Here is a 24638-nt window from a genome sequence, read left to right as displayed (position 1 = left end):
GCCCGCGAGACGAACTGGGCGCGGCAGTATCGATAGCTACGCGCTAATTACATTGTTCAATTTGGTTAAATCGAATGGAAAGTCGCACCAATCGCGAAAGTCACATTAATGAAAAAACCGGCTGACAGCGGGTTTTTAGTCGATGCCGACGAATGGCGAGGTCAGTGCCGCGCTTCCCCCGGCGCCGCGCCCTTGCCTTGCGCGGGCGGCGTTTCGTCTTCATCGCTGCTGCGCGCCCAGAAGAAGCGATCGGGCATGTACGCCCCCATGCCGGGCCGGAACGCATTGCGCACTGCCTGATACAGATACTCCTGGCTTTCGCGCACCGCTTCCGCGGGCTCCTGGCCGTTGGCGAGAAGCGCGGCGATCGCCGCGCCGAGCGTATCGGTGAGGCCCGTCAACCGATGCGGCGCGCGGTCCCACATGTCCTGACGCAACTGGCCGTCCTCGCTGAAGAGTGTGTTGACGAGCCGATGCGTGCCGGTTTCGGTCGACAGAATGTACTCGCAGCCCTGCGACAGCAGATGCGAGATCGCCGCGTCGAGGCTCGGCGCCTCCGCGTCGCCGTCGGGCTGCGCGAGCGCGAGCAGCGTCGCCGAGTCGGCGACCAGCAGCGTGGTTTGCGGCGCGAGCAGATCGGCGATCGCTTCGCGCAGTTCGTCGGCGGCGAGCACGTGCTCGTCGTCGAGCGTGAAGTCCGGGGCGAGGATCAGCGGGACGTCGTCGTAGTCGGCGACAACTTCCGCGATCGCGCTGACCACTTCGGCGCGCGTGCACCCGCCGACCTTGAATGCGGCGATCGGCATGTCCTCGAGCAGCATGCGCGCCTGCGTCGCGACGATGTCCGGGTCGAGCCCGGTGACTTCGTCGCAGTTCGCCGAGTCGCGCACGGTATAGCCCGTGAGCACGGAAACGCCGTGGCAGCCCATGCTGGCAAGTGTCAACAGGTCCGCCTGCAGGCCGGAGCCGCCGGTGGGGTCGGAGAGACCGAAGGTGAGGACGATCGGAGGCGTGTCGCTGGGCATGAAAATGGATAAGGAAAGCAGGATTTCGGCGCGCAATGCGCAATCGGCTCAATTATGCGGCCTAAACCGTGGAGAGGGCGTTTTTTCGCGCGGCGGGGATCGCCAGAGGCTGGCTCGCGGCTCGCTGACGCGCGGCCGGCGGGGATTGCTTTGAGGTTGCCACGCTAGCGCCGCGAGCTTGCCGAGGGCGCCCTCTATCGCGCTGCCGGGTGTCCCCACCGCCATGCGGCATGGCGCCGCGAGCGTCGTCCGCACGGCGCGCGGGCGCACCGCCGAAGCCCGCTCCACGCTACGATTGCGAGTTTTCGATTGCTAGGCATGGGGGCGGCAACACGGTACCATCATGGCTCCCGCTTCCACGGACTCAACGACGCGACAAAAGAATGGAATATCAAAGCTGGATGTGCCTGATTTGCGGCTGGATTTACGACGAAGAGGCCGGCTTGCCGGACGAAGGCATTGCGCCGGGCACGCGCTGGGAAGACGTGCCCATCAACTGGACGTGTCCGGAGTGCGGAGCGCGCAAGGAAGACTTCGAAATGGTCCAGATCTGAAGTTCGGCAAGCCGCCGGCGTCAGCCGGCCGGTCGTTCGCGTCGCTTGATCATTGTTCCGGCGGCGCGGTTTGATGGGCTCGTGCGACTCGCCGGAAGTTTCGGCCCCCAAACCGGGTCCCGAGATCCGGTCCCGAACCTGAACCCTGAGCTTCGATCCCGAAAAGTCAGCGGCGTCATCCGCCGCGCAATTGCTGCAATCGCTTGATGCGTCCGGCACGCCCGGCGCCTGTCTGAGCGCGCCGGCGCGGAACATCGCCGGTCGCGTCGTGTCGCAACGGTAGTCTGTCATTGTCCTGTCGCCGGTTCGCGCGGTGGCCGCTCACTCAGCATGCGGCGCGAAGCGACGGCCCCGTCAGCTTCGTGTCGCCTGCCCATGACTCTTCGATCCGCAGCACCCGTTTCCATCGATGCACTGCCGAACCCGCGCGGTGGCGCGGTGCGCCCTGCGGAACTCGCGCTCGCCGAGGCGTCGCTCGCGTTCGAGCAGCGCGACGAGAGCGGTGCCGCGCTGCTGCGCGCGTCGCATGCGTTGCGCACGGCGGGCTGGCTCAGCGCGCAGCGTTTCACCGACGCCCTCGTGCGGCTCTCGCCGCTCGCGAGCGGCGAGCCAGCCGAAGCGGAAAGCGCGCGGCCAGTGTTCGGCGCGGCGCTGCGCGACTTCCGCGCGGCGCTCGAACGTCACAATCTGCGCGAGCTCAGTTGCTCGCCGACGCTGTTCAACCACTACCGCGAGCTGTGTGCGCAACTCATCGAACCCACGCCGGGTTCCGCCGTTGCGTTCGAAGACCTCGCGCTGTGCGCGCGGCCAGTGCCGCCGGCTTCGCTGCACGCGCAATCGGCCGATCAGCTTGCCCATCTGCGGGCGCGCTACGAGCGCGCGTTGCTGCCGGTGCTGCGCTCGCAGGCCGACACAGGCAGCGCGGTGGCGCTTGCGGTCACCAACGCCGCGCTCGACGAACTCGACGCCGTGTTCACCGAACTCGCCGGCCCCGATCCGTATGACTTCTGGCGGCTCGCGCGCGCCTGCGCGAAGGCGCTGCGCGCGCGCGGCCACGCAATCCGCGATATCGAGGCGCGGCGCTTCTACGCGCGCTGCAACCTGGCGCTCGCCGATCACGCGCGCGGCATCGAGCGCGCGCCGCGTTCGCTGGTGCGCGCGACGCTCGCGCTGCTGTGGCGCGACTACGCGCTGTTCGGCGCGGCTGCGCAAGACGCCGACCAGGTCGAGGTGCTGCACGATTATGGCTTGACCGTCGACTGGCACGTCGCCGGCACGCAGTCGTCGGAAGCGCTGTGGGAGGCGGGCGCGCTCGAGGCGCAGTCGCTGCCGCACACGCGCGATCTCGGCGTGCTGAGCGTCAACGCGAACGCGTACGAAGACTTCCTGCAGACCGCCGACGCGTCCATCGAGGCGCTGGCCGCCCATGCGCGCGCGGCCGATCAGCCGGAAAAAGCCGACCCGAGCGAAGCGCTGCAGGCGGGCGATGCCGCCTACCGGCTTGGCTCGGCCGCCTGCGCGCTCGGTCTCGGTCACGTGGCGCTGCTCGCCGACGCGCTGGGTCTCGCCTGGCGGCGTCGTGCGCATGCGGGCGTCGCGACGCCGGCGGTGCGCGCGCACGTGATCGTCGGCGCGCCGCCGGCCGACACACTCGAGCAGGCCGCCGAGGCCTTGCGTGCGTCGCTGCACAAGGTCGCCGCGGGCGTGGGGCCGGCGGGCGGCAGCTTCACGCAGGCGGCGCTCGCCGCGCTCACGCGTGCGATCGAGCAGGGCGGCGCGTGAAGCGCAAGCCGGGTCGAACCAAACGCGCGACGTGGCGCGCGAATTGCGTGCGCAACGCTTCGACCGACGCGCGCCGAACCCGCTGAAACCCATTGTGACAAGTCACAATCCCGCAACTTCGCGACGCGCGCCGAACGTGCCGTTCTACGCGGTGTTTCGGCGCCTGATCGCGGCATGGCGCAAGTCGCGCGCGTGATAGAGTGCAACTTGATCCGGCGTCGATGGCGCGTCGCGTAGCGTGCAACCCAACGCGTTGCAATGCTCAAAGCAGCCCGCCATGACGCATCGTCTTTGCTAAAATCCGAACTATGTCCAAGAGTACCGATCGCATCAATCTGACCAACCAGTTCCTGATCGCCATGCCGAACATGGCCGATCCGACGTTTTCAGGAACGGTGGTCTACCTTTGCGATCACAGTGAGCGCGGCGCGCTCGGCCTCGTGATCAACCGGCCGACCGATATCGACCTGCAGGCGCTCTTCAATCGCATCGATCTGAAGCTCGAGATCGAACCGCTTCTCCATGTCCCCGTATATTTCGGCGGCCCGGTGCAAACCGAGCGCGGCTTCGTGCTGCACGATCCGAAAGGCGGCAGCGCATACACGTCGTCGATGTCGGTGCCGGGCGGGCTCGAAATGACCACGTCGAAAGACGTGCTCGAGGCCGTCGCGAGCGGCAACGGTCCGGAGCGTTTCCTGCTGACGCTCGGCCACGCCGGCTGGGGCGCGGGTCAGCTCGAAGACGAAATCTCCAAGAACGGCTGGCTCACGGTCGAGGCCGATCCGAAAATCGTTTTCGACGTGCCCGCCGAAGATCGTCTCGAAGCGGCGCTCGCGCTGCTCGGCGTGTCGTTGTCGATGCTGTCGGGCGAGGCCGGGCACGCATGAGGGGCCGCGCATGAATCTGCCGGCCGGACGTGAGGCGACGCTGCTTGCGTTCGACTACGGAGAGAAACGCATCGGCGTGGCAGTCGGCAATTCGCTGACGCGCCGCGCGCGGCCGCTCGTCGTCGTGCAAAACCGCAGCAGGGACTACCGCTTCGAAGCGCTCGGCAAGCTGATCGCCGAATGGAAGCCCGATGCGCTGGTGGTCGGCCTGCCGATGCACCCCGACGGCACACCGCACGAGCGCACGCAACTCGCGAAGCGCTTCGGCAACCAGTTGAACGGCCGCTTCAATCTGCCGGTCACCTGGGTCGACGAGCGCTACTCGTCGGTCGAGGCCGAGGCGGAAATCCGCGCCGGCAATGCCCGCGCCGACATGCTCGATGCCGAAGCCGCGAGCATCATCCTCCAGCAATATCTTGACGGACTTTCCGACGATCATGAGTTCCATTGACGCCGAAGCGCTGTATCGCGCGTTGCTCGACCAGATTCGAGCGGCGTATGGCGACCAGCTCGCCGCCACGCACGACGGTGCCGAAGCGGCGGTACTGGCTGGTATCCATAGCGGCGGCGCGTGGCTCGCCGAGCGGCTCGCGCGCGACCTGAAACTGCCGAGCTTCGGCGTGGTGAACGTCGCGCTGCATCGCGACGACTACGCGAAGAAAGGGCTGCACGCGCAAGCAAGCCCGACCTCGCTGCCGTTCGAGGTCGATGGCCGCCGCATCGTGCTGGTCGACGACGTGCTGTACACCGGCCGCACGATTCGCGCGGCGGTCAACGAGCTGTATGACTATGGCCGGCCGGCATCGGTCGAACTCGCGGTGCTCGCCGATCGGGGCGGACGCGAGTTGCCGGTGGCGGCGCGCTTCGTCGGTGGCGTGGTCGACGTACCCGCCGACGCGACGCTCGTGCTGGCCCGTGAAGACGACGGCGCGGGCGGCCAGCGGTTTTCTTTTCACACTGAAGCACGCGTCGATTGAAACGCGCGTGAGCGGCGTGTCGACGCGACCTCGATCACGTTGAAGCCCGTATTTGAAGCAGGTACATCATGAACACCGCCACCCCGGCTCCGCAAGATTCCTCCGCTAGCGCATCCGAGCGCTTCCGCTACGGCTTCCTGAAGGGCAACCCGCAGCTCACGAAGAGCGGCGAGCTCAAACATCTGCTGTCGATCGAGGGGTTGCCGAAGGCCATCGTCAATCACATTCTCGAGACCGCCGACCAGTTCGTCAGCGTGACCGATCGCGAAGTGAAGAAGGTGCCGCTGTTGCGCGGCAAGTCGGTGTTCAACCTGTTCTTCGAAAACTCGACGCGCACGCGTACCACGTTCGAGATCGCGGCCACGCGGCTGTCGGCCGACGTGCTGAATCTGAACATCAACGCGTCGTCGACCAGCAAGGGCGAATCGCTGCTCGACACGATCAACAACCTGTCGGCGATGCACGCGGATCTGTTCGTCGTGCGTCATGCGTCGAGCGGCGCGCCGTTCCTGATCGCGCAGCACTGCGCGCCGCACGTGCACGTGATCAACGCCGGCGACGGCCGTCACGCGCACCCGACGCAGGGTCTGCTCGACATGTACACGATCCGCCACTACAAGAAGGACTTCACGAAGCTGCGCGTGGCGATCGTCGGCGACATCCTGCATTCGCGCGTCGCGCGCTCGGACATTCATGCGCTGACCACGCTCGGCGTGCCCGAAGTGCGCGCGATCGGTCCGCGCACGCTGCTGCCGGGCGGGCTCGAACAGATGGGCGTGCGCGTGTTCCACAACCTCGACGAAGGTCTCAAGGATGTCGACGTGATCATCATGCTGCGCCTGCAGAACGAACGCATGAGCGGCGCGCTGCTGCCGTCGTCGCAGGAGTACTTCAAGAGCTGGGGGCTCACGCCCGAGCGTCTCGCGCTCGCCGCCCCCGATGCGATCGTGATGCACCCCGGCCCGATGAACCGCGGCGTCGAGATCGACTCGCAGGTCGCGGACGGCCCGCAATCGGTGATCCTGAATCAGGTCACGTTCGGTATCGCGGTGCGCATGGCGGTGATGGGGATCGTCGCGGGCAATAACGACTAAGCAACGACTGATCGGGAAGCCGAACGATAGGCTGAACCACAGGTTTAACAAAGGCAGCGCATGAAGATTCATATTCGAGGCGGCACGCTGATCGATCCGGCAGCGGGCACCGAACAGCAGCAGGACATCTTTATCGAGGCGGGCAAGATCGCCGCCTTGGGCAACGCGCCGGCCGGCTTCCAGGCGGAGCGTACGCTCGACGCGCGCGGTCTGTCGATCGCGCCGGGTCTGGTCGACCTGTGCGCGCGTTTGCGCGAGCCGGGCTACGAGCACAAGGCAACGCTCGGCTCGGAAATGGCCGCGGCGCTCGCGGGCGGCGTGACGAGCCTCGTATGTCCGCCGGACACCGATCCGACGCTCGACGAACCGGGCCTCGTCGAAATGCTGAAGTTCCGCGCGCGCAATCAGAACAAGGCGCACGTGTATCCGCTCGGCGCGCTGACGGTCGGTCTCAAGGGGCAGGTCATCACCGAGATGGTCCAGCTGACCGAGGCGGGCTGCGTCGGCTTCTCGCAGGCCGACACGCCGATCGTCGATACCCAGGTGCTGATGCGCGCGCTGCAATACGCGAAGACCTATGATTTCACCGTGTGGCTGCGTCCCGTCGATGCGTATCTGGGCAAGGGCGGCGTCGCCGCGAGCGGCGCGCTGGCGTCGCGGCTCGGGCTGTCGGGCGTGCCGGTGGCGGCTGAGACCATCGCGCTGCATACGATCTTCGAACTCGTGCGCGTGACCGGCGCGCGCGTGCATGTTTCGCATGTGTCGTCGGCGGCGGGCGTGGCGCTCGTGCGCGCGGCGAAGGGCGAGGGCCTGCCGGTGTCGTGCGACGTCACCGTGAACCACGTGCATCTGATCGACCTCGACATCGGTTACTTCGACGCGCAGTTCCGGCTCGATCCGCCGCTGCGCCAGCAGCGCGATCGCGAAGCGATCCGCGCGGGCCTCGTCGACGGTACGATCGATGCGATCTGCTCCGCGCACACGCCGGTCGACGACGACGAAAAGCTGCTGCCGTTCGCCGAAGCGACGCCGGGCGCAACCGGCCTCGAATTGTTCCTGTCGCTGACGGTGAAGTGGGCCGACGAAGCGGGCGTGCCGCTCGCGACCGCGCTCAATCGCATCACCGCGGCGCCGGCGCAGGTGCTCGGCCTCGAAGCGGCTGGCCGCATTGCGGTCGGCGCGGTGGCCGATCTCTGCGTATTCGACCGTCACGCTTACTGGCGCGTCGAGCCGCGTGCGCTGAAGAGCCAGGGGCACAACACGCCGTTCCTCGGCTACGAGCTGCCGGCACAGGTGCGCGCGACCGTCGTGTCCGGTCAGCTCGCCTACGAACAGCGCTGAGCGGTATCGTTTCGGTCCAGTCAAGGAAAGCTCCGGCCATGAAGCTCGCGTTACGCAAGGTCCGTCTCATCACGCATCTGCTGCACGGCATGTGGACCGTCGCGACGCGCTTTCCGAACGCGAGCGCCGAGCGGCGTCACGCGCTCAATCGCGCGTGGTCGCTGAAGATGCTGCGGTTGTGCGGCATGCGCCTCGTCGTGCATAACGACCCGGTGCGGCTCGATCGTGGCGTGCTCGTCGTCGCCAATCACATCTCGTGGATCGACATCTACGTAATCAACGCGTGGCGGCCGACGCCGTTCGTCTCGAAGGCGGAGATCCGGCAATGGCCGGTGGTCGGATGGCTCGCACAGCAGCTCGATACGGTGTTCATCCAGCGCGAGAAGCGCAGCGACGCGAAGCGCATCATGCACGAACTCGCCGCGCGGCTCAGCGCGGGTGAACTGATGTGCGTGTTCCCCGAAGGCACGACGTCGAACGGGCTCGAGTTGCTGCCGTTTCACGCGAACATGTTCCAGGCCGCGGTGTCGGCCGGTGTGCCGGTGCAGCCGCTGTGCATCATGTACGAGGACGCGCAGGGCCGGCAGTCGACGGCACCCGCATATATCGACGACGTGTCGTTGTCCGACTCGCTCGACATGCTGTTGCGTGGCGGTCCGCTGACCGCCCACGTATATGTTGGCGCACCGCTCGCGCCGGACGCGGACCGGCGGGTGCTCGCGGCGCAGGCTCAGCAGGTGGTGGCGAACGCGTTGCGGGACATGCAGGCCGGCAACGCAGTGGCGGGGACGGTCGCGCAAGAGGGCGACGTTGTAGATGCTGCGTCGTCGAGCGACGCCGCTGAGACGGCGGAAACGCTGATCGAGCCCGTCGATCAGCCGCACCGCTCGGTCTAAGCGGGGGCGCTGCCGGGCAGCGTCGCCGTCTTCTGTTTAGTTGCCCCCGCGCGGCACGCCGCGCGAATCGCAATCGACTTGCGTCAACGTCCGCTCAGCCGGGTTTTTCGCGAGCCGTACCGCCGACAGCTTCTGCCCCCACACGCAACCCGAGTCGAGGCCGATCAGGTTGTCGCGCAACATCAGGCCGAGCGCGGCCCAATGACCGAACACGACGGTCACGTCGGCGGTCTGGCGCGACGGCACGTCGAACCACGGCATGCAGCCGCTCGGCGTGGATGCGAGCGTGCCGCTGCTGCTGAAATCCATCACGCCATCGGCGCTGCAAAAGCGCATGCGCGTCAACGCGCTGCACGTGACGCGCAGCCGCTCGATACCCTTCAGGCCCGGCTTCCAGCGGTTCGGTTCATTGCCGTACAAGCCGGCAAGCGTCTCTTTCCAGTTCGGCGCACGCAGCGCGCGTTGCAACTCGTCGGCGAGTTCGAGCGTCAGCGTCGCATCCCATTGCGGCAGCACGCCCGCATGCACCATCAGCATGCCGTTGTCGAAATGCGCGAGCGGGCGGTGGCGTATCCACTCGAGCAGATCGGCGGCATCGGGCGCGGCGAGGATCTCTTCGATCGTGTCGCCTTTCTTCGACTTGCGAATCCCCGCCGACACCGACAGCAGATGCAGATCGTGATTGCCGAGCACCGGCACCGCGCGCTCGCCGAACGCGATCACGTCGCGCAAGGTGTCGAGCGAGTCGGGGCCGCGGTTGATCAGATCGCCGGCGAACCACAGCGGTGTGCCGTCCGGCGGCGCGGCTTTGGCCAGCAGTCGCTGAAACGGTGCGCGGCAGCCTTGCAGATCGCCGAAAGCAAGAGGGACGAGGGGAGCGGAGGTACTGGAAGCGTTGAGGGGTGTCATCGAGGAAATCAAGGCGATTCGATACGCGCGGTGCTGCACGACGCGTGCCACGCTGGGCAGAGCAGCAAGATAGCGTGACATAATAGCCCGTTTGGGGTTCGGGTATCGCGCGATAACGTTGCGGGACGCGGGTGGAACGCCGCCGTAACACGGCACGGCGGCAACCCCGCATGGACCGCGCGCGATTCCAATACAACAACAGGATGACTCTCTCGTGAACGAAGCCAGCATGTCGTCTTCCGCGGCGAAGCAATCATTTCGCACGCTCGTCACCGGCGCGAACGGTTTTACCGGCCGCTATCTGGTCGAGAAGCTGACCGGGCGCGGCCATACCGTGATCGAAGCGGTGTCCGGCCGCGACGAGCCCGACACGCCGGCACGCGTCAAACTCGACATCACCTCACCGGAAGACTGCCGGCGCGTGCTCGACACCGTGCGGCCCGATTTCATCGTGCATCTGGCCGCGATCAGCTTCGTGGGGCACAACGATCCGCTCGACTTTTATCGCGTCAACGTGATCGGCACGCAGAACCTGCTCGAAGCCTGTGTCGCGATCGGCCATGTGCCGCGCAAGCTGCTGATCGCAAGCAGCGCGAACGTGTACGGCAACGTCAGCAGCGCCGCGATCGACGAGAGCTTCCCGCTTATGCCGGTCAATCATTACGCGGCCAGCAAAGCGGCCATGGAAGCGCTGGTGCGGACATGGTTCGACCGCCTGCCGATCCTGATCGTGCGGCCGTTCAACTACACCGGCCGCGGCCAGGCGGTGAACTTCCTCGTGCCGAAGATCGTCAGCCACTTCGCGCGGCGCGCGGCATCGATCGAACTCGGCAATATCGACATTGCGCGCGACTTCTCTGACGTGCGTTATGTGGCGAGCGCGTACGAGGCGTTGCTCGACTCCAATGTCGCCGCCGAAATCGTCAACGTCTGCACCGGCGCGCCGTATTCGTTGCGTGAAATCCTCACGACCGCGAGCGAACTCACCGGTCACGACATCGAAGTCCGGGTCAATCCCGCCTTTGTCCGGCAAACGGACGTCAAGATGCTTGCCGGTTCGCCCGCCAAATTGCACTCGCTGGTGCCGGCGGTCGAGTCGATCCCTTTCATCGATACGCTGCGCTGGATGCTCGCGGCCTGAGCGTGCTCGCGCGAGCAACCGCCTGACGGTCTGCACCGAAGGGCCGCGTTTGCGGCCTTTCATGACGCTTTCGCCGTTCTTCTTCATTTTCCACTCTTTCCGCGCCGCGCCGCACAGTATGTGGTGCACATCATCACAGGCGCCAAAATGCGCGTAACCGCACCGAAAAAGCCCCTTTTCCCAGACCCACGGCAACGAATTCTGTCAAGCTGTTTCAAGTTGTTAGGGTTCTAGTTTTTGCACTCGGCGGCTTTATAATTGGGGGTTCATAAAATTGGCGTCTGAGTGTCCACTCTCCGGGGAACGCGACGGACGACCAGAGAAACGGACACCACGCGGGGTGAACAGGTCGCAAGCTCTTCGCCGCCTGTCACTAACATCGACAAGGGAATTACATGATCCTGGTAACGGGCGGTGCCGGCTTTATCGGCGCTAATTTCGTGCTCGACTGGCTGAATGCGTCGGACGAAGCGGTGCTCAACGTAGACAAACTGACCTACGCCGGCAACCTGGGCACGCTGAAGTCGCTACAGGGCAATCCCAAACACATTTTCGCGCGCGTCGACATTTGCGATCGCGCCGCGCTCGATTCGCTATTGGCCGAGCACAAGCCGCGCGCCGTGCTGCATTTCGCGGCCGAGAGCCATGTGGATCGCTCGATCCACGGTCCGGCCGATTTCGTGCAAACCAACGTCGTCGGCACCTTCACGCTGCTCGAAGCGACGCGCAGCTACTGGAACACGCTGGGCGTTGCGGAGCGCGCCGCGTTTCGCTTCCTGCACGTGTCGACCGACGAAGTGTTCGGCTCGCTGTCGGCAACCGATCCGCAGTTCTCCGAAACTACGCCTTATGCGCCGAATAGCCCCTATTCGGCGACCAAGGCCGGTTCGGATCACCTCGTGCGCGCCTACCACCACACGTACGGCCTGCCGGTGCTGACCACCAACTGCTCCAACAACTACGGCCCGTACCAGTTCCCCGAAAAGCTGATTCCGCTGATGATCGCCAACGCGCTCGGCGGCAAGCCGCTGCCCGTGTATGGCGACGGGCAGAACGTGCGCGACTGGCTGTACGTCGGCGACCACTGCAGCGCGATCCGTGAAGTGCTCGCGCGCGGCACGCCGGGCGAGACGTACAACGTCGGCGGCTGGAACGAGAAGAAGAATCTCGAGGTCGTGCACACGCTGTGCGACCTGCTCGACCAGCAGCGCCCGAAGGCGGCCGGCTCGTATCGCGACCAGATCACCTATGTGAAGGATCGTCCGGGTCACGACCGCCGTTACGCGATCGACGCCCGCAAGCTCGAGCGCGAACTCGGCTGGAAGCCGGCGGAAACGTTCGAGACGGGGCTCGCCAAAACGGTCCAGTGGTATCTCGACAACCAGCAATGGGTCGACGAAGTCGCTTCGGGCGAATACCGGAAGTGGGTCGAGACCAACTACGCGCAGCGCGCGTAAAGGCACGGCAATGGCGCGCAAAGGCATTATTCTCGCGGGCGGCTCGGGCACCCGCCTGTATCCGATCACGCACGTCGTCTCCAAGCAGCTGCTGCCGGTGTACGACAAGCCGATGATCTACTACCCGCTGTCCACGCTGATGGTGGCGGGTATTCGCGACGTGCTGATCATCTCCACGCCGCAGGACACGCCGCGCTTCGAGGCGATGCTCGGTGACGGCAGCCAGTGGGGCATGAACATCCAGTACGCGGTGCAGCCGTCGCCGGATGGACTCGCGCAGGCCTTCATCATCGGCCGCGAGTTCGTGAACAATGATCCGTCGGCGTTGATTCTCGGCGACAACATCTTCTACGGCCACGATCTCGCGAAGCAACTCGAACGCGCCGACGATCAGACCGACGGCGCCACCGTGTTCGCGTATCACGTGCAGGACCCGGAACGCTACGGCGTGGTCGAATTCGACAAGCAGTTCCGCGCGTTGTCGATCGAGGAAAAGCCTGCCAGGCCGCGTTCGAACTACGCGGTCACGGGTCTGTACTTCTACGACAAGCAGGTCTGCGACATCGCCGCGGACATCAAGCCGTCGCCGCGCGGCGAGCTCGAGATCACCGACGTGAACTCGCGCTACCTCGCGAACGCGGCGCTCAACGTCGAGATCATGGGCCGCGGTTATGCGTGGCTCGACACCGGCACGCACGATTCGTTGATCGAAGCCGCGACCTTCATCGCAACGCTGCAAAAGCGCCAGGGTCTGGTGGTCGCGTGTCCGGAAGAGATCGCGTACCGGCGTCAGTGGATCGACGGCGAGCAGTTGCTCGCGCTCGCCAAACCGCTCGCGAAGAATGCCTACGGGCAATACCTGCAAAACATTCTCACGGATCACGTCGCATGGCCATCCAGGTAACCGCAACCTCGCTGCCCGAAGTCAAGATCATCGAGCCGAAGGTGTTCGGCGATGCGCGCGGCTTCTTTTTCGAAAGCTTCAATGCGCTCGAATTCGCCGAGAAGGTCGAGCCGGGCGTCGAGTTCGTGCAGGACAATCATTCGCGTTCGGCGAGAGGCGTGCTGCGCGGTCTGCACTATCAGATCCAGCATGCGCAGGGCAAGCTCGTGCGCGTGGTCGAGGGCGAGGTGTTCGACGTCGCCGTCGACATCCGCAAGAGCTCGCCGAACTTCGGCAAGTGGGTCGGCGTGACGCTGTCGGTCGAGAACCATCGGCAGCTGTGGGTGCCGCCCGGTTTCGCGCACGGCTTCGTCGTGCTGTCGGAGTCAGCGCAGTTCCTCTACAAGACCACGGATTATTGGTTCCCCGAGCACGAGCGCAGCATCGTGTGGAACGATCCGGCGATCGGAATCGAATGGCCGGTCGACTTCGAGCCGCTGCTCGCGGCCAAGGATGCGGCGGGCAAGCGTCTCGCCGACGCCGAAGTCTACGCATAAGGGGATCGCATGAGCGCACACGACGCGAAACGGACGATTCTCGTCACCGGCGTAAATGGCCAGCTCGGCTATGAGCTCGCGCGCACGCTGCAAGGGCTCGGCAACGTGGTCGCGGTCGACCGCTCGCGGCTCGATCTGTCGAACCTCGATCAGATTCGCGCGGTGGTGCGCGACCTGCGTCCCGCGCTGATCGTCAATCCGGCCGCTTATACGGCGGTGGACAAGGCCGAAGAAGAACGCGACCTGGCAATGCGCATCAACGGCGAAGCACCGGGCGTGCTCGCCGAGGAAGCGAAAAAGCTCGGCGCCGCGCTGATCCACTATTCGACCGACTACGTGTTCAACGGCACGAAAGAAGGCGCGTACGTCGAAGACGATCCAACCGATCCGCAGAACGTCTACGGCCGCAGCAAGCTCGCGGGCGAGCAGGCAATCGCGGCGAGCGGCGTGAATCACCTCGTATTGCGCACGAGCTGGGTGTACGGCACGCGCGGCAAGAACTTTCTGCTGACGATGTTGCGACTCGGCGCCGATCGTCCGGAGCTGAAGGTGGTGGCCGACCAGTTCGGCGCGCCCACCTGGTGCAACACGATCGCGACGCTGAGCGCGCATCTGTGCGCGCAGTCCTTCGCCACCGAAGACGGCGCGAAGTGGTGGGACGAGCGTTCGGGCATCTATCACCTGTGCGCGGGCGACTCGACGTCGTGGCACGGTTTCGCGTCGGCGATCTTTGAACTCGCGGATTTGCCGAACAGGCCGAACACGCTGCCGATTCCGGCCGCGGATTACCCGACGCCCGCGAAGCGCCCAGCCAATTCCAGAATGTCGAACGACAAGCTGGCGCGCGTGTTCGGGCTCGCCGCGCCGCATTGGCGCGACGCGTTGAAGCTGTGTCTGACTGACGGTTTTCCGAAGTCGCCGGCGGCGCGCACCTGAGTCGCGGTTTCGACGCAGGGCTCGCGAGCGCCGGTGCGGCGAAGGAAACACTCGCATCGGATGTCCTGCCGCGCACGCCGCTCGCCATGATGCCGTCGTGGTCTGGGACCGATCGAAACGATTGTTCCCTGACAATGGTGAAAGGGTGCGGCGGTAGAATGTCGCTCGACGCGAGGGCGTTCGAGGCGCGGATTTAACGTTCTATGCGCAGTAGATTGCAAACGTCTGCGTCAACCGCGCGCAAGCCAGTATGGCCACGTAAAAAATACGGTATCGAGAGGGAGCTGTGAGTTTGTTACCGATCATTCTGTGCGGCGGAGCGGGGTCGCGGCTCTGGCCGGTCTCGCGGGAATCGCACCCGAAGCCGTTCATCCGTCTCGCGGACGGCGAAAGCCTGCTGCAGAAAGCGTTCCTGCGCGCGGTCGCGTTGCCCGGCGTGAAGGAAGTGCTCACGGTAACCAACCGTGAGCTGTTCTTCAAGACCGAAGACGATTTCCGCGAGGTCAACGGCAAGAACGTCGCGACCTCGTTCATTCTCGAACCGTTCGGCCGCAACACGGCCGCGGCGGTTGCCACGGCGGCCTTGCACACGGCGAAGGCGCATGGCGCAGACACCGTGATGCTGGTGCTCGCCGCGGATCACCTGATCGCGGATCAAACCGCGTTCGCCGCGGCGGTCGCGCGTGCGCAGACGCTTGCGCAGGCCGGCAACGTGGTCACCTTCGGCATGCATCCGGATACGCCCGAAACCGGCTACGGCTATATCGAAGCCGATGGCGAGCGGGTCGTGCGCTTCGTCGAGAAGCCGTCGGTGGAGAAGGCCCGCGAGTATCTGGCGTCGGGCAAGTTCGTGTGGAACTCGGGCATGTTCTGCTTCACCGCGGGCACGATCCTGAAGGAAATGCGCGAGCATTGTCCCGACATTCTCGATGCCGCGGCCGAATGCATGGACAAGTCGACGTCCGCCGAAGGCAAGAGCGGCGCGCAGGTGCGTCTCGAGCCGGGCTGCTTCGGCGCGGTGCCGGAGCTGTCGTTCGACTACGCGGTAATGGAGAAGTGCGAGCACGCGGCGGTCGTGTGCTGCAACCTCGGCTGGACCGACGTCGGCTCGTGGACCGCGCTGTCCGACCTGTCGCCGGCCGATGCGAGCGGCAACCGCGTCGAAGGCGAGGCGCTGCTCGTCGACGTGAAGAACTCGTATCTGCGCAGCGACGGGCGCCTGATCGGCGCGGTCGGCGTCGACAACCTGATCGTGATCGACACGCCCGATGCGCTGCTCGTCGCGCACCGGGATCGCGCGCAGGACGTGAAGCAGATTTTCGCGGAGCTGAAGTCGCGCGGCCATGAGACGTACAAGGTGCATCGCACCGTGCATCGGCCGTGGGGCACGTACTCGGTGCTCGAAGAGGGGCCGCGCTTCAAGATCAAGCGCATCGAGGTGAAGCCGGGCGCGAGCCTGAGCCTGCAGATGCATCATCACCGCAACGAGCATTGGGTCGTGGTGAGCGGCATGGCGAAGGTCGTCAACGGCGAAAAAGAGTTCTTCGTGTCGACCAACGAGTCGACCTATATCCCGGCGGGTCACAAACATCGCCTCGAAAATCCGGGCGTCGTCGAGCTCGTGATGATCGAAGTGCAAAGCGGCGAATATCTGGGCGAAGACGATATCGTTCGCTTCGAAGACATTTACGGACGTACTTGAGATGGATATCAGTTTTACCAACGACTCGGAAGACCTGACACGTCACAACGAGCGCGACGACCTGCTGGTCGGCATGAAAGCGGTGCGGGTCTGGGGCACGCTCGGCTGGCACGACATCCGGCAGCGTTATCGCCGCTCGGTGCTCGGGCCGTTCTGGTTCACGCTCAGCACGATCATCTTGGTGGTCGTGCTCGGCGCGTTGTACTCGACGCTGCTGCACCAGGAACTCTCCGACTATCTGCCGTATCTGGCGGTGGGTCTCGTCGTGTGGGCGTATCTGGCGTCGGTCGCCAACGAGGGCTGCATGGCCTTCATCGGCTCGGCCTATCTGATCAAGCAGATCAGGCTGCCGCTGACGGTCCACGTATGCCGCATCGCGTGGCGCAACTTCGTGATCCTGCTGCATAGCCTGCCGGTCGTCGTCGTGCTGCTGTTCGTGTTCGGTCACTGGCCGGGCTGGGAAATCGTGCTGGTGCCGTTCGCGCTCGTGGTCCTGCTGCTGCACGGCGTGTGGCTCGGCGTCACGCTCGGCGTGCTGTGCGCACGCTTTCGCGACATTCCGCCGATCGTCACGAACCTGATCCAGGTCGTGTTCTTCTTCACGCCGGTCATGTGGTCGCCGGAAATCCTGAAGGACCGCGCGTGGGTCGCCGAATACAACCCGCTCTATCACCTGATCGAAACGGTGCGCGCGCCGCTCACCGGCCGCCCGACCCACTGGGAGTCGTGGGCGTGGTCGATTGGTCTCTTGATCGTCGGCTTTGCGTTCGCGCAGATCCTGATGAAGCGTTTCCGTAATCGCGTTCCTTACTGGCTTTGATATTGTGAGTTCTTCATCGATTGTCGCTCGTAACATCTCCGTCGAATTTCCGATTTACGAGAACTCGCATCGCTCGCTGAAAAAGGCGGTGCTCAATTTGACGACGGGCGGCCGGATCGGCCAGGACGCGGGTCGCCATGCGATCGTCCGCGCGATCGACGACCTGAGCTTCACCTTCAGCGAAGGCGAGCGCATCGGCCTGATCGGCCACAACGGCTCGGGCAAGACGACGCTGTTGCGCACGCTGTCGGGCGTCTATGCGCCGGTGCGCGGCGAGCTGAAGGTGCGGGGCAAGATCGCGTCGCTGCTCGACGTGTCGATGGGCCTCGACCCCGACGCGACCGGCTTCGAAAACATCTATCTGCGCGGCATTCTCGACGGGCTGAAGCCCGCGCGCATCCGCAGCAAGATCGACGAGATCGCCGACTTCAGCGAACTGGGCGATTACCTGAATCTGCCGGTGCGCACCTATTCGAGCGGGATGATGCTGCGCCTCGCGTTCGCGATCTCGACGAGCGTCGAAGCCGACATCCTGATCATGGACGAATGGCTGAGCGTGGGCGACGCCGAGTTCAGCGTGAAGGCGGCCGAGCGTCTGGAAGGCCTCGTCGGCAAGGCGGCGCTGCTGGTGGTGGCGTCGCACGATCCGTCGCTGGTCGCGCGCGTGTGCACCCGCAAGATCTCGATGGAACACGGCAAGATGGTCGCCGACGAACCCGTGCTGCCGTCGGAAAAATCCGACGAGCCGCTCATCAGCCACACCGCGCAGTTGCCGCACTGAGCACGCCGGCGCGCGGCCGGCGCGGCGCATGCCGCGCCTGCCGCATGTGCGCCGACGCGCGAGCTGCGCGGCGCGACGGCAGCAGGCAAATCCATCGGCTCGTCGGCTAAACCGCGCCCCGGCGCAAGCCAGTCCCGCAGTTCAGCAACACCCTCGTGGCCAATCCCGAGGCGTAACAAGGTTCGAATTTGATGCGAGCTAATCACCCGTTTCTGCGCTACTCCGAATCCCTGCTGGTGCGTCAGCCGTTTCGCACGCTGAAGGGTTTCGCGGGCGGCTATATCGCGTATCCGATTGCGGAGAACGCCGAAAAGCGCAACGTGCGCCCGAAAATCCGCGAGCTGCGCGAGCACTATTCGCTGCCGATGCCGCATCGCCGCCGCATCGCGCTCGAACGGCTCGTCGCCACGCTCGAATTCGCCGGCGCGAAGGTGCCTTACTATCGCGACCTGTTCCAGGCGAAGCAGTTCGATCCCGCCAAGGTCAGGAACGACCCGCGCTACCTCGAAGAACTGCCGTATCTGACCAAGGACATCATCCGCGAGCAGGGTCCGCGTCTCCTGTCGGGACCGCTCGAGGCCGGCAAGCACCACGCGTGCAAGACCGGTGGCTCGACCGGCCTCTCCACGACGATTTACTACGACCCGGAAGGCGCCGATTATTCGTCGGCGGTCACCAACTATTGCCGCGAGCGGATCGGCAAGCTGCGCCATCGCTCGGAGTTGCACTTCGCGTGCCGTTTCCCGGATCAGGTCGTGCCCGAGTGGCCGTCGCGCGAAGACTTCAAATGCTTCGCGATGAATCGCAGCAATGTCTTCTTCGACCGCATCGACGATCACGGCCTCGAGGAAATGTGGCGCACGCTGAAGCGCCGCCGCCCATATCTCGCGCACTCGCATCCGTCGACGATGTACGCGCTCGCCTGCTATGTCGAGCGCAAGTACGGCGGCGGCAACGCGTTCCAGGTGTTCGAGTCGAGCGGCGAGCTGCTCGAGCCGCATGCGCGCGAGATGATCGCGAAGGCGTTGCGCTGTCGCGTGATCGACCGCTACGGCCTCGCCGAGCTCGGTGTGATGGCCTATGAGCTCGACGGTCACGAAGGCGGCTTCCAGATCCTCGAATCGGAAGGCTGGCCGGAAAGCCGCGTTGCGCCGGACAACCCCGACGGCGCGCACGAGCTCGTGTTCACCGGGTTCCGCAACCGGCTGATGCCGTTGATCCGCTACACGACCGGCGACCTCGCGCGCGTGCAGGAGACGGAGAAGGGCTTCTTCCTGACCGACGTGGTCGGCCGGATTCACGACGTCGTGCCGATCAACGGCGTCGCGCATCCGACGCACCACATCCAGGACATGCTCGATCACCGCGTCGGCGGCATCCAGGAATTCCAGATCGATCTGCGCACGACGCCGCCCACTTTGCGCATCGTGCTCGAACCGCACGCGAACGCGGAGGACACCACCGCGAAGCTGCGCCACTTCTGGCAGGACGCGTTCACGATCGCCTACGTCGGTCACGACGATTTCGTGCGCGTGGGCAGTCGCGCCAAGTTCCGTCACGTGGTGAGCCCATGATCGGCGTCGCGTATCCCGATGCGAGCGCCGACGCTGGCCAATACGTGCTGGCGGCGCTGCGGCGCTCGGTCAGCGCGACCCAGGCCCAGGCGATCACGCGCAACATGCTGCACGAGATCGCGCCCGACGTCGTGGTCGCGGTCGACGCGCCCGATGCATGGAGCGCCGACCTGATCGCGTTCGTGCAGGCGCGGCCGCGCAAGCTGATCGTGTTCGGCCATATGCCGATCGCGCTCGCGGACTATCTGCGTTATCGGCCCGCGGCGTTGCCCGCCGACCTCTCGCAAGCGAGCCGCAGTGCAATGGCGCCTTCGGGCGAGTCGCGCGAAAGCGCGGCGGCGGTGCGCTACGGCGCGCTCGCGCAGACACTCGGCGGCGCGCCATGGCATCGCCCGTTCGAGCGCTTCGATTTCGCCGACGAATGGAACAACCTCGGCTACGGCGCGATTCGCGCCGACGGTTCGATCTGGGCGCTCGCGCAGGCGCCCGAAGTTCCGGCCGAAGCGGAGCTGGCCGCGGTCGTCGTGAACGGCGAGCGACAGTTCGCGTACGCGGCGCTGTGGGATGCGGGCGCATCGGCCGTGCTGTGGTTCAACCGGCCGGTCGGCCCGTGCGATTCGTTCGAATGGCGCCTCGTCGAGCAGTTTCTGTCGGGCTACCGGGCCGATGCGCTGCCGTGTCAGCCGGTGCTGAGCGAACTCCCGTGGGGTTACGACGCGGCGATCACGTCGCGGCTCGATTGCGACGAGGACGTCGAATCGGCGCGCCCGTTGTGGCACGCGTACCGGCGTCTCGGCGTGCCGTTCACGCTCGCCGTGCATACGCAGAACCTGCAACGCGGCGGCCAGCACGACATCCTGCGCGAACTGCTTGCCGACCGGCAGCAGGGCGCGGTGCTGTCGCACACGGCGACGCACTCGCCGAACTGGGGCGGCAGCTACGACACCGCGATCGCGGAAGGCGTGCAATCGGCCGAACTGCTCGAACGCGCGACCGGCGTGCCGGTGCGCTACGCGGTGTCGCCGTTTCACCAGTCGCCGCCTTACGCGATGCGCGGCCTGATCGACGCGGGCTACGCGGGCTGCATCGGCGGCATCATCCGCAACGATCCGGAGTTTCTGAGCGCACGCGGCGGCGCGTTGGCCGGTTTGCCGGCGGGCTTCGTCGGTCACAGCCAACAGTGCATGCTGCACGGCGACTGCATGCTGAAAGAGGGCGATCCGCTCGCGATCTTCAAGCAGGCCTTCGACACCGCGTACGCGACCAACACGCTGTTCGGCTATCTCGACCATCCGTTCTCCGAGCGCTACGCGTACGGCTGGACCGACGAGGCGGCGCGCATCGACGCGCACGAGCAGTTGATCGCCTACATGCGCGGCAAGGCCCAACGGCCGCTGTTCCTGCACGAGGAAGCCGCGCTCGATTTCCTGCGCTTGCGCTCGCTCGCGCAGATCGTCGAACACGACGGCGTCTTTCGCGTCGTCACACCCTTCGCCGACACGACGCCGCTCGCGCTCGGCGTCGAGTTCCGGGGCGCTCATACCAAGGTAGAGACGGGGAAAGCACTGCAATGAAAGTCATGGTGGTGATGGGCACGCGGCCCGAGGTCATCAAGCTCGCACCGCTCGTGCGAGCGCTGCGCAGCGAGTTCGACACGATCGTCTGCGCGAGCGGGCAGCATAGGGACATGGCCGCGCAGGCGCTCGAATTCTTCGGCATCGAACCGGACATCACGCTCGAAACGATGCACCCGGGTCAATCGCTGAATGCGCTCGCGTCGCGCCTGATCGCCGCGCTCGATCGCGCGCTCGACGAAACACGTCCCGATTGGGTGATCGTGCAGGGCGACACGACGACCGCGTTCTGCGCGGGCTTCGCGGCATTCCAGCGCGGCATGCGCGTCGGTCACGTCGAGGCGGGGCTGCGCACCGGCGATCTGGCGAGTCCGTTTCCCGAGGAAGCGAACCGCAGCCTGCTCGGCCGCATCGCGACGCTGCATTTCGCGCCGACCTCGCGCGCGCGCGACAGCCTGCTCAGCGAAGGCGTCGCGCCAGAGAAGATCGTCGTGACCGGCAACACGGTCGTCGATGCGATCGGCGAAGTGCGCGCGAGCTGGAGCGTCACGCCGCCGGCGAGTCCGCTGCCCGCATGGCATGGCGCGCAGCAGCACGTGCTCGTCACGTGCCATCGGCGCGAGAATTTCGGCGACGTGCTGCAGGATATCTGCCGCGTGCTGCGCGATCTGTGTCAGCGCTATAGCGATTACCGCTGGGTGTTTCCCGTGCATCTGAACCCGGCCGTGCGCGGGCCCGTGCATCGCGAGCTCGATGGCATCCCGAATCTCGCGCTGATCGAGCCGGTCGACTATCCGACGAGCCTTTATCTGATCAGCGGCAGCGCCGTCGTGGTCAGCGATTCGGGCGGCATCCAGGAAGAAGCGCCAACCTTCGGCGTGCCGGTCGTCGTGATGCGCAATCACACCGAGCGCCGCGAAGGCGTCGACGCGGGTTTCGCGACGCTCGCGGGCCAAAGTGCGGCGAGCATCGAAAGCGCGGTGATCGGCTGGCTCGACGATCCCGCGCGGCGCGCGGCGCTGCGCGATCGCGCGAATCCGTACGGCGACGGACTGGCCTCACGACGCATCGTCGACAGCCTGCGCGGCCGACCGGTCGAGGTGTTCGTTGGCTGACGGCAAGAACCCCGTGCTTGCCCCGCAAGACTGCGTGCTGTTTTCGACCGCCGACTGGGACGAGCCGTACTGGACCAACAAGCAGCACACGGCGAGCATCCTCGCCGCGCGCGGCTGGCGGATTCTGTATGTGGAAAGCGTTGGCTTCCGCTCGCCGAAAGTGGCGAGCGGCCGCGACTGGTCGCGCCTGTGGCGACGTCTGTGGCGCGGCGTGCAGTCGCTCGTGCTCGGCCCGCCGCGCCGCGCCGACAATATCTGGGTGCTGTCGCCGCTGATGGTGCCGGCCGGGCATCATCTGCCGTTCGTGCGCTCGCTGAATCAGGCGATGCTGCGTTTTTCGGTGAACCGCTTCGCGAGGTCGCATCGCTACGTCAAGCCGGTCGTGTGGACGTACCATCCGTACATGCTCGATGCGATCGCGACGCTGCCGCGCGGGACCCTGGTCTACCACTGCGTCGACGATATTGCGGCGATTCCGGGCGTCGACGTCGACGCGTTCCGCAATGCCCAGCAGGACCTGCTCGGGGGCTGCGAGGCGGTATTCACGACTGCGCAGTCGCTGAAGGACGTGTGCCTGCCGTTTAACCCCAATACGCATTTCTTCGGCAACGTCGTCGATGAAGCGCACTTCGGCGCGGCGCGCGCGGACGGCTCGCTGCCCGCCGAGCTCGCCGCGATCGACGAGCCGCGGCTCGTGTATCACGGCGTGCTGTCGGACTTCAAGGTCGATCTGCCGTTGCTGCTGCAAACCGCGCAGGCGCGGCCGCAGTGGCAATGGGTGATCATCGGCGAGGAGCGCGAAGGGCAGCGCAGCGACCTGCTCGCGCAGCTCAAGCGTCTGCCGAACGTGCATCTGCTCGGCTACCGGCCGTATCGCGTGCTGCCACAGTATTTGCGCGGCATGCGGGTCGGTGTGTTGCCGACGCTGATCAACGAATACACGCACTCGATGTTTCCGATGAAGTTCTACGAATATCTCGCGGCCGGTCTGCCGGTCGTATCGACGCCGCTCGATTTCGCGAAGGAACCGCGCGCGGGGCTCGAAGTGGGCAGCGATGCCGACGCGTTCATCGCGGCGATCGAGAAGCAGCTTGCACGCGGCAAGCTGAGCGCGGAGGAAGCCCGCGCGGCGGTTGGCGAGAACACGTGGGAAGCGCGGCTGGACAAGATGCTGGCGATTACCTTCCACTTCCCGCAGGCGGGCGGCGGCAGCGCGCGGCCACACGGCGCTGAGGTGCGCACGTGAGGGTCGTTCATGTGTACCGCACGTACTTCCCGGACCCGCCCGGCGGCCTGCAGGAAGCGATCCGCCAGATTGCGCTAGCGACGCGCGAGCGCGGCGTCGAACCGCGCATTCTGACGCTGTCGCCGAGCCCGACGCCGACCGTCGTCGAACGCCCGGAAGGGCAGGTGATCCGCGAGAAATCGTGGGCGGCGCCGGCATCGTGCGATCTCGGCGGGCCGTGCTCGGTGATCAGGTATCGCGAGCTGGCCAACTGGGCCGACGTCGTGCATTTCCACTTTCCGTGGCCGTTCGCCGACGTATTGCATCTGCTCGGACGCACCAGCAAACCGACGGTGATGACTTACCACTCCGACATCGTGCGGCAGAAGCTGCTCGGCGCCGTCTATGGGCCGCTGATGCGGCGCACGCTGCGCAGCATGTCCGCGGTGGTCGCGACGTCGGCGGCCTATGCGCGGACCAGTGAGACGCTTGCCGCGTGCGTGTCGAAGGAGCGTTTGAAGACGATTCCGCTCGGCATCATCGACTATCGCGACGAGCCGCAGCCGCTCGACGCGCGGCGCAAGCTCGAGAGCCGGCTCGGCCTGGCGCCGGGCGAACCGTATTTTCTGGCGCTCGGCGTGTTGCGCTACTACAAGGGACTGCATACGCTCGTCGAGGCCGCCCGGCATGTGCAGGCGAAAATCGTCATCGCTGGCTCGGGGCCGGAGCGCGAGCGGCTCGCCGCCTTGGCGCGGCAGCATGGCGCGACCAACGTCGTGTTTGCCGGGCAGGTCACGCATGAGGAAAAGGTTGCGCTGCTCCAGGGCTGTCGCGCGATGGTGCTGCCCTCGCATTTGCGCTCTGAAGCGTTCGGGATGGTGCTGGTCGAAGCCGCGATGTTCGGCAAACCGATGGTGTGCTGTGAGGTGGGGTCCGGGACGTCGTTCGTCAACGAGGATGGGGTGACGGGGTTTGTCGTGCCGCCCGAGGCGCCCGAACCGCTGATCGCCGCGATTAACCGGCTGACGCTGGATGAAGCACTGGCGTGCGGCATGGGAGCGGCGGCGCGGCAGCGATATGAGCGGCTATTTTCTGGGGCAGCGTTGGGAAACGCATATAAATCGCTGTATGAACACGTATTGTCTTCCTGAGTCGTTACTTTCTTTCTCTCTATTTCGCCGAAAAGCTTCCGAAAGTGTTTAATTCACCTTTGTTTGCGCAAATTCGGCCTATATGCGAGATGTTGGTATTATCTGCGCGGTCGAGCCCGGTACACTGATTATTCTGCTTCATTACAATTTTGCAGACTCATGGTTGTTAAATCAGTCGGCAATAAGTTGACAAATAAATTGGAAGCGGGTTGTAGGGGAGGGCGCGAGATGGTAGCGTGATGCCGCTTTACGCGGTC

The 24638-nt window shown here is 65.5% G+C and carries 23 protein-coding genes; 21 read left to right on the top strand and 2 right to left on the bottom strand.

The features are described 5' to 3' along the window. Positions 1-161: 161 nt before the first annotated feature. Complete coding sequence (locus OKW38_RS15880; protein WP_429362251.1) at positions 162-1025, bottom strand: hydroxymethylpyrimidine/phosphomethylpyrimidine kinase; 864 nt, start codon at positions 1023-1025, stop codon at positions 162-164. A gap of 383 nt (positions 1026-1408) precedes the next feature. On the opposite strand from OKW38_RS15880, the gene OKW38_RS15875 reads away from it, so the two are divergent. From OKW38_RS15875 to OKW38_RS15840, 8 genes are all read left to right on the top strand, one after another. Continuing rightward, entirely contained in the window at positions 1409-1579 is a 171-nt protein-coding gene (locus tag OKW38_RS15875) for a rubredoxin (protein ID WP_006047743.1), read from the top strand. Between the two features lie 375 nt (positions 1580-1954). Next, positions 1955-3361: a hypothetical protein gene (locus tag OKW38_RS15870; protein WP_429294600.1), complete on the top strand. Its 1407-nt coding sequence runs from the start codon at positions 1955-1957 to the stop codon at positions 3359-3361. Between the two features lie 308 nt (positions 3362-3669). Beyond that, entirely contained in the window at positions 3670-4248 is a 579-nt protein-coding gene (locus OKW38_RS15865) for a YqgE/AlgH family protein (RefSeq protein WP_090803272.1), read from the top strand. Positions 4249-4258: 10 nt separating this feature from the next. Then, positions 4259-4699, top strand: coding sequence for a Holliday junction resolvase RuvX (ruvX, locus tag OKW38_RS15860; protein ID WP_429335836.1), 441 nt, complete (start codon positions 4259-4261; stop codon positions 4697-4699). Beyond that, positions 4686-5225, top strand: a complete 540-nt coding sequence (pyrR, locus tag OKW38_RS15855) for a bifunctional pyr operon transcriptional regulator/uracil phosphoribosyltransferase PyrR (RefSeq protein ID WP_429362249.1) — start codon at positions 4686-4688, stop codon at positions 5223-5225. Before ruvX ends, pyrR begins: the two co-directional genes overlap by 14 nt. A 68-nt stretch (positions 5226-5293) precedes the next feature. Further along, the gene (locus tag OKW38_RS15850; RefSeq protein ID WP_090803276.1) at positions 5294-6319 is read left to right on the top strand and encodes an aspartate carbamoyltransferase catalytic subunit; all 1026 of its coding nucleotides are present in this window, start codon (positions 5294-5296) and stop codon (positions 6317-6319) included. Between the two features lie 60 nt (positions 6320-6379). After that, the gene (locus tag OKW38_RS15845) at positions 6380-7660 is read left to right on the top strand and encodes a dihydroorotase (RefSeq protein ID WP_429362247.1); all 1281 of its coding nucleotides are present in this window, start codon (positions 6380-6382) and stop codon (positions 7658-7660) included. A 38-nt stretch (positions 7661-7698) separates the two neighbouring features. Further along, positions 7699-8556, top strand: a complete 858-nt coding sequence (locus tag OKW38_RS15840; RefSeq protein WP_429362245.1) for a lysophospholipid acyltransferase family protein — start codon at positions 7699-7701, stop codon at positions 8554-8556. 36 nt (positions 8557-8592) lie between these two features. On the opposite strand, the gene OKW38_RS15835 is transcribed toward OKW38_RS15840, so the two are convergent. Then, complete coding sequence (locus OKW38_RS15835; protein ID WP_429362243.1) at positions 8593-9465, bottom strand: symmetrical bis(5'-nucleosyl)-tetraphosphatase; 873 nt, start codon at positions 9463-9465, stop codon at positions 8593-8595. A gap of 229 nt (positions 9466-9694) precedes the next feature. Between OKW38_RS15835 and OKW38_RS15830 the strand changes: the two genes are divergently transcribed. From OKW38_RS15830 to OKW38_RS15770, 13 genes are all read left to right on the top strand, one after another. Further along, on the top strand, positions 9695-10606 hold the full coding sequence (locus OKW38_RS15830; protein WP_090805602.1) for a GDP-mannose 4,6-dehydratase: 912 nt from the start codon (positions 9695-9697) through the stop codon (positions 10604-10606). Between the two features lie 395 nt (positions 10607-11001). Beyond that, entirely contained in the window at positions 11002-12063 is a 1062-nt protein-coding gene (rfbB, locus tag OKW38_RS15825) for a dTDP-glucose 4,6-dehydratase (protein ID WP_090803281.1), read from the top strand. A gap of 10 nt (positions 12064-12073) precedes the next feature. Then, positions 12074-12967, top strand: coding sequence for a glucose-1-phosphate thymidylyltransferase RfbA (gene rfbA, locus OKW38_RS15820; RefSeq protein WP_184065112.1), 894 nt, complete (start codon positions 12074-12076; stop codon positions 12965-12967). Continuing rightward, positions 12952-13503: a dTDP-4-dehydrorhamnose 3,5-epimerase gene (rfbC, locus tag OKW38_RS15815; RefSeq protein ID WP_429335841.1), complete on the top strand. Its 552-nt coding sequence runs from the start codon at positions 12952-12954 to the stop codon at positions 13501-13503. Before rfbA ends, rfbC begins: the two co-directional genes overlap by 16 nt. A 9-nt stretch (positions 13504-13512) precedes the next feature. Continuing rightward, positions 13513-14439, top strand: a complete 927-nt coding sequence (gene rfbD / locus OKW38_RS15810) for a dTDP-4-dehydrorhamnose reductase (protein ID WP_090803286.1) — start codon at positions 13513-13515, stop codon at positions 14437-14439. Between the two features lie 286 nt (positions 14440-14725). Further along, positions 14726-16141: a mannose-1-phosphate guanylyltransferase/mannose-6-phosphate isomerase gene (locus tag OKW38_RS15805; RefSeq protein WP_429362241.1), complete on the top strand. Its 1416-nt coding sequence runs from the start codon at positions 14726-14728 to the stop codon at positions 16139-16141. Position 16142: 1 nt separating this feature from the next. Beyond that, positions 16143-16961, top strand: a complete 819-nt coding sequence (locus tag OKW38_RS15800; RefSeq protein WP_090803289.1) for an ABC transporter permease — start codon at positions 16143-16145, stop codon at positions 16959-16961. Between the two features lie 4 nt (positions 16962-16965). Continuing rightward, positions 16966-17742 carry an ABC transporter ATP-binding protein gene (locus OKW38_RS15795; protein WP_429362240.1) on the top strand — a complete coding sequence of 259 codons (777 nt, stop codon included), beginning with the start codon at positions 16966-16968 and terminating at the stop codon, positions 17740-17742. A gap of 191 nt (positions 17743-17933) precedes the next feature. Further along, positions 17934-19316 carry a phenylacetate--CoA ligase family protein gene (locus OKW38_RS15790; protein WP_429362238.1) on the top strand — a complete coding sequence of 461 codons (1383 nt, stop codon included), beginning with the start codon at positions 17934-17936 and terminating at the stop codon, positions 19314-19316. After that, positions 19313-20890: a polysaccharide deacetylase gene (locus tag OKW38_RS15785; protein ID WP_429362236.1), complete on the top strand. Its 1578-nt coding sequence runs from the start codon at positions 19313-19315 to the stop codon at positions 20888-20890. The genes OKW38_RS15790 and OKW38_RS15785 overlap by 4 nt, the downstream gene beginning before the upstream one ends. After that, positions 20887-22005 (top strand): non-hydrolyzing UDP-N-acetylglucosamine 2-epimerase, encoded by a 1119-nt coding sequence (wecB, locus tag OKW38_RS15780; protein ID WP_429362234.1) that lies wholly within the window; start codon positions 20887-20889, stop codon positions 22003-22005. Before OKW38_RS15785 ends, wecB begins: the two co-directional genes overlap by 4 nt. Further along, positions 21998-23251, top strand: coding sequence for a glycosyltransferase (locus OKW38_RS15775; RefSeq protein WP_429362232.1), 1254 nt, complete (start codon positions 21998-22000; stop codon positions 23249-23251). The genes wecB and OKW38_RS15775 overlap by 8 nt, the downstream gene beginning before the upstream one ends. After that, positions 23248-24381, top strand: a complete 1134-nt coding sequence (locus tag OKW38_RS15770; protein WP_429362230.1) for a glycosyltransferase — start codon at positions 23248-23250, stop codon at positions 24379-24381. The genes OKW38_RS15775 and OKW38_RS15770 overlap by 4 nt, the downstream gene beginning before the upstream one ends. The last annotated feature ends 257 nt before the right edge of the window (positions 24382-24638 follow it).

This window comes from Paraburkholderia sp. MM5496-R1 (assembly GCF_050436205.1).
Taxonomy (GTDB): domain Bacteria; phylum Pseudomonadota; class Gammaproteobacteria; order Burkholderiales; family Burkholderiaceae; genus Paraburkholderia; species Paraburkholderia tuberum.
Note: the sequence above shows the minus strand (reverse complement) of the source record. Positions and strands in the feature narration are given on the sequence as shown.

Excerpts from the sequence above, each read along its gene's own strand:
- OKW38_RS15880 (WP_429362251.1), bottom strand. The coding sequence starts at position 1,025 with ATGCCCAGCGACACGCCTCCGATCGTCCTCACCTTCGGTCTCTCCGAC.
- OKW38_RS15875 (WP_006047743.1), top strand. The coding sequence starts at position 1,409 with ATGGAATATCAAAGCTGGATGTGCCTGATTTGCGGCTGGATTTACGAC.
- OKW38_RS15870 (WP_429294600.1), top strand. The coding sequence starts at position 1,955 with ATGACTCTTCGATCCGCAGCACCCGTTTCCATCGATGCACTGCCGAAC.
- OKW38_RS15865 (WP_090803272.1), top strand. The coding sequence starts at position 3,670 with ATGTCCAAGAGTACCGATCGCATCAATCTGACCAACCAGTTCCTGATC.
- ruvX (WP_429335836.1), top strand. The coding sequence starts at position 4,259 with ATGAATCTGCCGGCCGGACGTGAGGCGACGCTGCTTGCGTTCGACTAC.
- pyrR (WP_429362249.1), top strand. The coding sequence starts at position 4,686 with ATGAGTTCCATTGACGCCGAAGCGCTGTATCGCGCGTTGCTCGACCAG.
- OKW38_RS15850 (WP_090803276.1), top strand. The coding sequence starts at position 5,294 with ATGAACACCGCCACCCCGGCTCCGCAAGATTCCTCCGCTAGCGCATCC.
- OKW38_RS15845 (WP_429362247.1), top strand. The coding sequence starts at position 6,380 with ATGAAGATTCATATTCGAGGCGGCACGCTGATCGATCCGGCAGCGGGC.
- OKW38_RS15840 (WP_429362245.1), top strand. The coding sequence starts at position 7,699 with ATGAAGCTCGCGTTACGCAAGGTCCGTCTCATCACGCATCTGCTGCAC.
- OKW38_RS15835 (WP_429362243.1), bottom strand. The coding sequence starts at position 9,465 with ATGACACCCCTCAACGCTTCCAGTACCTCCGCTCCCCTCGTCCCTCTT.
- OKW38_RS15830 (WP_090805602.1), top strand. The coding sequence starts at position 9,695 with ATGTCGTCTTCCGCGGCGAAGCAATCATTTCGCACGCTCGTCACCGGC.
- rfbB (WP_090803281.1), top strand. The coding sequence starts at position 11,002 with ATGATCCTGGTAACGGGCGGTGCCGGCTTTATCGGCGCTAATTTCGTG.
- rfbA (WP_184065112.1), top strand. The coding sequence starts at position 12,074 with ATGGCGCGCAAAGGCATTATTCTCGCGGGCGGCTCGGGCACCCGCCTG.
- rfbC (WP_429335841.1), top strand. The coding sequence starts at position 12,952 with ATGGCCATCCAGGTAACCGCAACCTCGCTGCCCGAAGTCAAGATCATC.
- rfbD (WP_090803286.1), top strand. The coding sequence starts at position 13,513 with ATGAGCGCACACGACGCGAAACGGACGATTCTCGTCACCGGCGTAAAT.
- OKW38_RS15800 (WP_090803289.1), top strand. The coding sequence starts at position 16,143 with ATGGATATCAGTTTTACCAACGACTCGGAAGACCTGACACGTCACAAC.
- OKW38_RS15790 (WP_429362238.1), top strand. The coding sequence starts at position 17,934 with ATGCGAGCTAATCACCCGTTTCTGCGCTACTCCGAATCCCTGCTGGTG.
- OKW38_RS15785 (WP_429362236.1), top strand. The coding sequence starts at position 19,313 with ATGATCGGCGTCGCGTATCCCGATGCGAGCGCCGACGCTGGCCAATAC.
- wecB (WP_429362234.1), top strand. The coding sequence starts at position 20,887 with ATGAAAGTCATGGTGGTGATGGGCACGCGGCCCGAGGTCATCAAGCTC.